Genomic DNA, 7,419 nt, shown 5'->3' with positions numbered 1-7,419 from the left:
TTTACTCATGATGTGCTCCCGTTCATAAATGGTATGGTTAGTATAACGGGGTTTTCAAACGTTGAAAATAGAAAAACCCCGAATAGGTCCACTTTTTTAAAGTGTCCACTATTCGGGGTTCAGTTCAGAAAACCTATTTGTGCTGAAGATTTAGTTGTTGCGCAGTTAGGAGGGAACCATCAAATTATTATTATGACAGATGCAATTAGACCGAGAAAGGAAAACAGTATTCCAGTATGTAAAAGATGTCAAACCAAAATTTCGGATAAACAATTTATTGAGGGGACGGAGTTTGATTAATGAATATCGAAGAGTTATATAAAGAGTCAGAATGTTGCATGGGATTCAGTAACGAGGAAATTTTAGATTATTATGTTAAACCACTAAAGGATAAACCGAATCTAATGATTAAGATTTTAACGGAAGATAAGGAAAATCCAGATTTCCAAAACGGAAAAATTGAAATAGTTTGTCTGGATGGAGATAAAGAAGAACTATATATTAGTTTTATGGGTTGCCAAACTTCAATATTTATTAAAAATGAAGAAATAATGTTCATTGATGAAAAAGCAAAAAGTAATTATACAATAAGTGATACAAAATATAATGTTGTGTATGAAGGTATTCTTAGGAAATTGACACATAAAGAAATACTTATGTTGTTTGTTGATTTTATAAATTGCTTTATAGGTGTAAATGATATGAGTATTTATGAAGAAGTAATAGACAGTAGTCATACTTATCAAAAGTGCAACTATCGGATTCAGATTAAAAAGGAATCAGCTGAAAAGAAAATAATAAGATTCGAAAATATTTACCTAGATCTCGAATCATAATTGTTGAAAATAGGTGGAATTTTTCTTCTTCAGCTTTGGATTAAATAGAGTATACTTATCGAGCTACCTAGTACGCATTTCATTTTTTTAGGAAATAATGTACGAATAGCAAGAGGTCATTAGAAAGGTGTCACCGTCTTTTATTTTTAAATGTAATACTACTATTTAGTACTAGGTGGTAAATAGTAGTATTAATCTTAATGAACATTTACAGCAAAATAACTGAATCATAGAGAGCAAATTAAGAAGTTGTATTCAAGCAATACGGAATTTTTACGACAAAAACAGTCCATAAAACCATGGAATTCGGTTAATATATGGGTTATTTTTAGCACTAAATGACTATTTCTAACCAAACGAAGACGATAGTTGCCACCTTGCCTTCCCGACACATCAGGAGGAAGCAGCAGTGTACGAAGGGACGGGGAATCCAATCTAAAAACAGCCAATCCGAAAACGTCCTACTAGGGTACGCCAAAAGGCAAGGACATCAAGTTAGCTCACAATCGGTGACGTTTACCGCACAGGAAGGCACCCTTTTCCTAAAGCTGGATCAGGGCAGCGGAGTAGAAGTACGTAGTAAGCAACCGCTTACACTAACAGCCTATGATACGATCACCTTTGCAGGTGAAAGCATCTCCATGGGCGCAACAGAATCATGCGCTTAATTATTAGTGATTATCTAGGAACGCCTGTCGAAGCCTATGATGAACAAGGTCATAAGGTTTGGTCGGCTGAGCTTGATGTTTATGGACGAGTAAAAGAGTTTACGGGTGACAAAGATTTCATTCCGTTTAGGTATCAAGGGCAGTATCATGATTTGAGCAGTGGCTTGTATTATAACCGATTCCGATACTATTCACCAGAGGACGGATTGTATACACAGATTGACCCGATAGGACTGGCTGGTGGGAATCCTACTTTGTATGCATATGTGAATAATCCCAATTTAAAAATAGACCCATTTGGACTTGATGATTTATATGCGTTACTTGTATTGGAAGATGGTTGGTATAATGTAATGGAATGGGGAAAGAAAAATCCAGTTGGTGAGGTATTTTTAAAAGAGGGAGAACTTTGGAAAATCGGAACTTCAAAAAATGCTTTGAAAAGATAATCATTAGCATATTTAAATAGAACTGGTGTAGAAATGAAGATATTGCATACAGATAGTAATAATGCTACTGTAAAACATTTAGAAAATCTAAAAATTCGAGGTTATGAACAATGGAAAGGACATTTACCACCAGGAAATAAATGTCGCCATTAAATTTGAAAGGGTATGATATGATATGCAATTTAACATTATAACTGATACGGCGAGTTCAAAGGTTGGAGAATTAGCTAGTGAGTTGCGTAACCATTTAAAACCTAGAATTCATAGTAAGTATGCCAATGTAGATGTTACTATTCTAGTAGGATTTCGTTGTTTACCAGAATCTTATAAGAGAAAATCTTTTATTAGATATACAAAAAAAGATAATTGTTTGGCTATTGATATTTCTGTGAAATTGGAAGATTATATAAAAATGCATAAGATTGAACAACGATATCATCTAGGAAATATCTTTATTGAATATTTAAGAAAAGCATTGAAAGAGAGAACATTTGAAGGGTTGGATAACGAAGAATTCATTGATGATATTATAAAATGGGGGAAAGAAATTCCTATAAAAATGGATTGTGGACCAATAAAAGTAGAGAATTGGTTTAGAGATGAAATTGATTGGTCTTCAGACCTTGATAAGTAATCGAGGATTATGGACTGCAAGAAAGTAGTTAGAATTGTGAATACGTAAATCAAAATTAAATAAGCGAGTAAAAATGAACACATGAAAGGTGAGGCTAAAAACTTCCCTCTACATGTGTTAATGCCTCGCAGACAGACGCATTAGATAGTCTCGTTACATGGGTATTCAATGATGGCTTTGTCCCTTCAGCTAAGATAACGAGTGAAGGCAACTACAGCATTATTAGTGATTATCTAGGAACGCCTGTCGAAGCCTATGATGAACAAGGTCAACGGGTTTGGTCGGCTGAGCTTGATGTGTATGGACGAGTAAAAGAGTTTACGGGTGAGAAAGATTTCATCCCATTTAGATATCAAGGGCAGTATGAAGATGTAGAAATTGGCTTGTATTATAACCGATTCCGATACTACGACCCAGAGCAAGGGAATTATACGCAAGTTGATCCAATTGGGTTGGCTGGTGGGAACCCTACGTTGTATGGGTATGTAAATAATCCAAATAACTTGTTAGATGTATTTGGTTTAAAAGGGGACTACCACCAAATGCCAAGGATGCCTGGGTATCAAAAACATCATATCATTCCACAGTCTATGAAGCATCTTCTTTTAGATAGATTAGGATTTGATGTTCACCAAAGTAGTAATATTGTCCAACTACCAACAAACTAGATCCTACCCGAACAGTGCATAAAGGCAGACATAATCGGGATTATGATAGCTTTATAAGTCTGAAACTTGATGAAATTGAAGCTTTAAATGCAAATAATGATGTAAAACGAATGCATTTAAATGACATTATAGAAAATATTGGGGATGATTTGCAAAAAAAACGAAAGGATGTTAGGCATGAGAGGATACATTATTAGCACAACAAAGAATACAAACAATTTGGTTACCTATAATAATGAAATATCAATTGATTATAAAGAATTTCTGCAAGGAAAATCTTTTTTTGAAACGGAATTACCCCTTTTCTATACTGTTCAAAAAAAGGCTGATTTGAACAAAGTAAAAAAAGCACTTATATTGGAATCATCAGGGCCTGAGCTGATAAGTAAAAGATTAAAAGAAATATTAGAGGAAAATACCAAAAATGTTCAATTCTTTGAAGTAGAAATGTATTGTGAAGATGAAAAAATTGAAGGTTTTTACGCTATTAATTTACCATATTAGAAGATAGTGAATATAGACTGACGAATTTTGATCCTAATAATCCAAATTACATGTTTTATTATATGAAATTGAAAGAAGATATTTTTTTAAATGATAGTAATTATGATATTGTACGATGTAAAGAAATGCATCGAACGATTATTATAAGTGAAAAAATGAAGCAGATACTATTTGAGGCAAATCTAAAAGGTTTGCAATTTAGCGATAGTATAGACATCACACCACAGGAAAGAACTGTTTATGAAAAGATATAATCAGAAAAGATATTAATTTTTATAAACAGAAATTTTAAAGCAGTTATAAAAGGGAAGGATTTCCACGTGATTTTAGAATAAATCTATAGTAAAAAGTCCAATCCGTTTGATAGCAAATATAACTTCTCCAAAGTTAATGTAGATTTAAAAAGTTATAGAAGGGGTTCGAGGCATGGATTTTTAAATAGTTACAGTTACCACAGGTGCAAGAGTTGGTGAAATAGTAATGAATTAAGAAGCGCGTTGGAAACTAATGTTAATTAAAATATAGCATTGTCGGTGTTATATAATTGATTCATCACATTAAATATATCAATTTTTGCAAAATGCTTTATTTAATGTGTAATCAAGTTAAAGGGCAATAAAACCATTTAAGGGTTTTGTTGCCCTTTTGTTTCGTAATTAAAGATATGAATTTTTAAAATAAGTATGACGCTGATCTAAACTTAAGCCAAGTCACATTGCCAGATGGGAAGTTCAACATGGACATACGACAGGCGTGGGAACTGCATAAGCACAACTAATCCGCTTGGAGCCACGGAAAAGTTCCATTATGACCATTTAAATCGCCTTGTTCGTGCCCATCTATCTGATGGTAACGACGTTCAACTAAAGTACAATGCCTATGATGATATTATTTTTGCAAAGGATAACCATACACAAGTCGCTTTTGACTACACAATTCTTGGAAGCCTAACGTCTCGCAAACAAGGTGGCAAGCAAGTACAATTCACCTACGATACAGAGGAGCAATTAACCGCTGTGATCAATGAAAGAGGCGAAGCATATACCTTTGAACGCGATACCAAAGGTAATATTATCAAGGAAATCGGCTTTGATGACATGGAAAAATCGTATGAGCGAAGCCTCGCAGGAATCGTGCAACAGATTCAACGACCAGGGAATCGTTGGACAGCGTATCAGCACGATGCGCTAGGAAATATTATTCGCTCTGACTACTATGATGGTACGTGGGAAACATTTAGCTATGACAAAAACGGCGCATTACAAGAAACGGAAAATGAGCATATAACCGTTAAGCTAGAACGAGACCCATCTGGACAAGTCATCAAAGAATGGCAAAACGACCATTGGATTGCGAGTAGCTATGACGAGTTAGGCAATCGTTCACAGATAATAAGTAGCCTTGGTGCTAAAATCGATGTCACGCGCAATGAATTGGGCAATGTCTTACAAATGACCGCCTCTCGCTCCGAGCAAGCCCAGTGGACAGCCTCGATGCAGTACAATGAACTCGGTCAAGAGATTGAGCGAATCCTACCAGGGGATGTTATTAGTAAATGGCAATATGATATTACAGGTCGACCAACACATCATAGAGTAAGTAGCCAAAGCCGCGATACCCGAAGACGCGCCTACAATTGGGACGTCAACCATCAATTACGCAGTATGGTCAACGAGCTAACGGGTGTAAAAGTGACTTATGGTTACGACGAATTTAGTAACCTCGTGTGGGCCAATCAAGACAGTCGTCAATTTGATTTCTTATACCGTAGCGTCGATGATGTCGGCAATTTATATGAAACAAAAGATAAAAAAGACCGTGTTTACGGCGCTGGCAGTAGATTACTTGAAACGAAAGATGCCAAATTCTCTTATGATGAAGAAGGAAATCTCGTAGAGAAAGTCGAACATAATGGAGATACATGGAAGTACGAGTACTATGGCAATGGCATGATGGCGAAGGTCATGAAGCCAGATAATACGGAAGTTACTTTCAAATATGATTCATTAGGTAGGCGAATAGAGAAGTGTTCGGAAGGTAAAGCTACTCATTTTGTGTGGGATGGCAATACGATTTTACATGAGTATTTCTCGCAGGATAATTCAGTGGAGAATGCCTCACAGACAGATGACTTAGACAGTCTCGTTACATGGGTATTCAATGATAGTTTTGTCCCTTCAGCAAAAATCACGAATAAAGGTAGCTACAGTATTATTAGTGATTATCTAGGAACGCCTGTCGAAGCCTATGATGAACAAGGTCATAAGGTTTGGTCGGCTGAGCTTGATGTATATGAACGAGTGAAAGAGTTTACGGGTGAGAAAGATTTCATTCCGTTTAGGTATCAAGGGCAGTATCAAAATTTGAGTAGTGGCTTGGATAACAACAAAAATAATGATGACAGTTCTTCTGAAGAAGAATTTGGAATAGACTTTATACCTTTTCGCTCTCAAGGACAATACCATGATTTGGAAACCGGGTTATATTATAATCGTTTTAGATACTACGATCCAAGTATAGGCATGTACACTCAACAAGATCCAATTGGATTGGCTGGAAATAATCCGACGTTGTATGGGTATGTAGCTGACCCGAATAGATTTGTTGATCCATTTGGCTTAAGTCCTTTAAGTAGTATTCAGGAACAAGTGAATTCAATTTTGATGGAGCATCTGCCTGCAATACAAGCAATTGATCCGAATGCAACTATTGGATATCGTGGCGGTGTTGCAAGTGGCATCAGTAAAGCACATGACTCTGCATTAGCAAGACCTTTTAATCCTTCTAGTTTCGATGTGGATGGTTTTATTCAATCTCATTTCTTAGCAAATGATCCTATTTTCACTAACAGACGACGTGTGGCAGGAAAAATTCCTGGTATGAGTGAAATCGAAGCTTCAATTGATAGTAAACTAAGAGAAGCTCTCCCAGGATTAAGAGATGAATCATTCGGATTCAGGATATTTAAATCACATGAATTAAGCGCACTTGCTAGGGAGGGAGACGTTCAAGTCCATTTAGGATGTCATTAATTATGAAAAAATATTTAAGTGTAGTTTTATTAGAAGATATCCCTTTTGAAGATCTGGTTCATAAGATGGAAAAAACATTTGGCATTCAACTTCCTTATAATAATAAGAAAGGTCGAAATATAGCTGAAGGAAGTACAGATGTTTATCAAATACTGATTATTGACCGCATTGATGAGCTGAGTGAAGTGTTGTGCGATGAGAATCACACTTTAGAAATACAGATAAATCCAAATGTAGCATTTGACTACGAAAAAATTGAATCAGATTTAAAAATGAGATTTAAAAATAACAAGATTAATTGGCAATATGGTATTTGGTCAAAAACGAATGCAGATGAACAGTATCGAAGAATCTATCCGCATTAGTATAAAATGTAATGAAAATTCAGAATTACTTAATTCCGTTTTTTTACTATTTACCTTTATCTTATGAGAGTAGTATCTGAACATATCGTAATAAGTGTTTTTTGATTGCTCTTGCAGAAAAAAGCCCGGCATGCGTATAAAATGTACCCTATCAGATAGACACTTTGAAAAAAGTCCTACTGATAGGGGCTTTTTGTTTATAATGAGAAAAAAAGATGTTGGAGCGGAACTAATGACAAAAAGATTATTCACAAAAAAAGAAC

7 protein-coding genes and 1 pseudogene are annotated in these 7,419 nt (G+C 35.3%); all 8 read left to right on the top strand.

Annotated elements, in window-relative coordinates:
* On the top strand, positions 1 to 300 hold a 300-nt coding region (locus C9J37_RS29280), incomplete at its 5' end, for a hypothetical protein (protein ID WP_235617268.1).
* A complete protein-coding gene (locus C9J37_RS26830; RefSeq protein WP_107897843.1) occupies positions 300 to 836 on the top strand; it encodes a hypothetical protein in 537 nt (178 codons plus the stop codon). The genes C9J37_RS29280 and C9J37_RS26830, both read left to right, overlap by 1 nt.
* 658 nt (positions 837 to 1,494) lie before the next feature.
* Positions 1,495 to 1,953 (top strand): RHS repeat-associated core domain-containing protein, encoded by a 459-nt coding sequence (locus C9J37_RS29500; RefSeq protein ID WP_107897841.1) that lies wholly within the window; start codon positions 1,495 to 1,497, stop codon positions 1,951 to 1,953.
* Between the two features lie 175 nt (positions 1,954 to 2,128).
* The gene (locus tag C9J37_RS26815) at positions 2,129 to 2,587 is read left to right on the top strand and encodes an Imm44 family immunity protein (protein WP_107897840.1); all 459 of its coding nucleotides are present in this window, start codon (positions 2,129 to 2,131) and stop codon (positions 2,585 to 2,587) included.
* A 194-nt stretch (positions 2,588 to 2,781) separates the two neighbouring features.
* Positions 2,782 to 3,452, top strand: a pseudogene (locus tag C9J37_RS29580) (RHS repeat-associated core domain-containing protein).
* Positions 3,433 to 3,759, top strand: coding sequence for a hypothetical protein (locus C9J37_RS28830; protein WP_201262232.1), 327 nt, complete (start codon positions 3,433 to 3,435; stop codon positions 3,757 to 3,759). The pseudogene C9J37_RS29580 and the gene C9J37_RS28830 overlap by 20 nt, the downstream one beginning before the upstream one ends.
* Positions 3,760 to 4,481: 722 nt before the next feature.
* The gene (locus C9J37_RS26795; protein ID WP_107897837.1) at positions 4,482 to 6,791 is read left to right on the top strand and encodes an RHS repeat domain-containing protein; all 2,310 of its coding nucleotides are present in this window, start codon (positions 4,482 to 4,484) and stop codon (positions 6,789 to 6,791) included.
* 2 nt (positions 6,792 to 6,793) lie between these two features.
* Positions 6,794 to 7,156, top strand: coding sequence for a hypothetical protein (locus C9J37_RS26790; protein ID WP_137067747.1), 363 nt, complete (start codon positions 6,794 to 6,796; stop codon positions 7,154 to 7,156).
* Positions 7,157 to 7,419 lie beyond the last annotated feature (263 nt).

This window comes from Lysinibacillus mangiferihumi, from assembly GCF_003049665.1.
GTDB classification, from domain to species: Bacteria; Bacillota; Bacilli; order Bacillales_A; family Planococcaceae; genus Lysinibacillus; species Lysinibacillus mangiferihumi.
The sequence above is the reverse complement of the archived record's forward strand: the minus strand, read 5'-3'. Positions and strand labels throughout refer to the sequence as shown.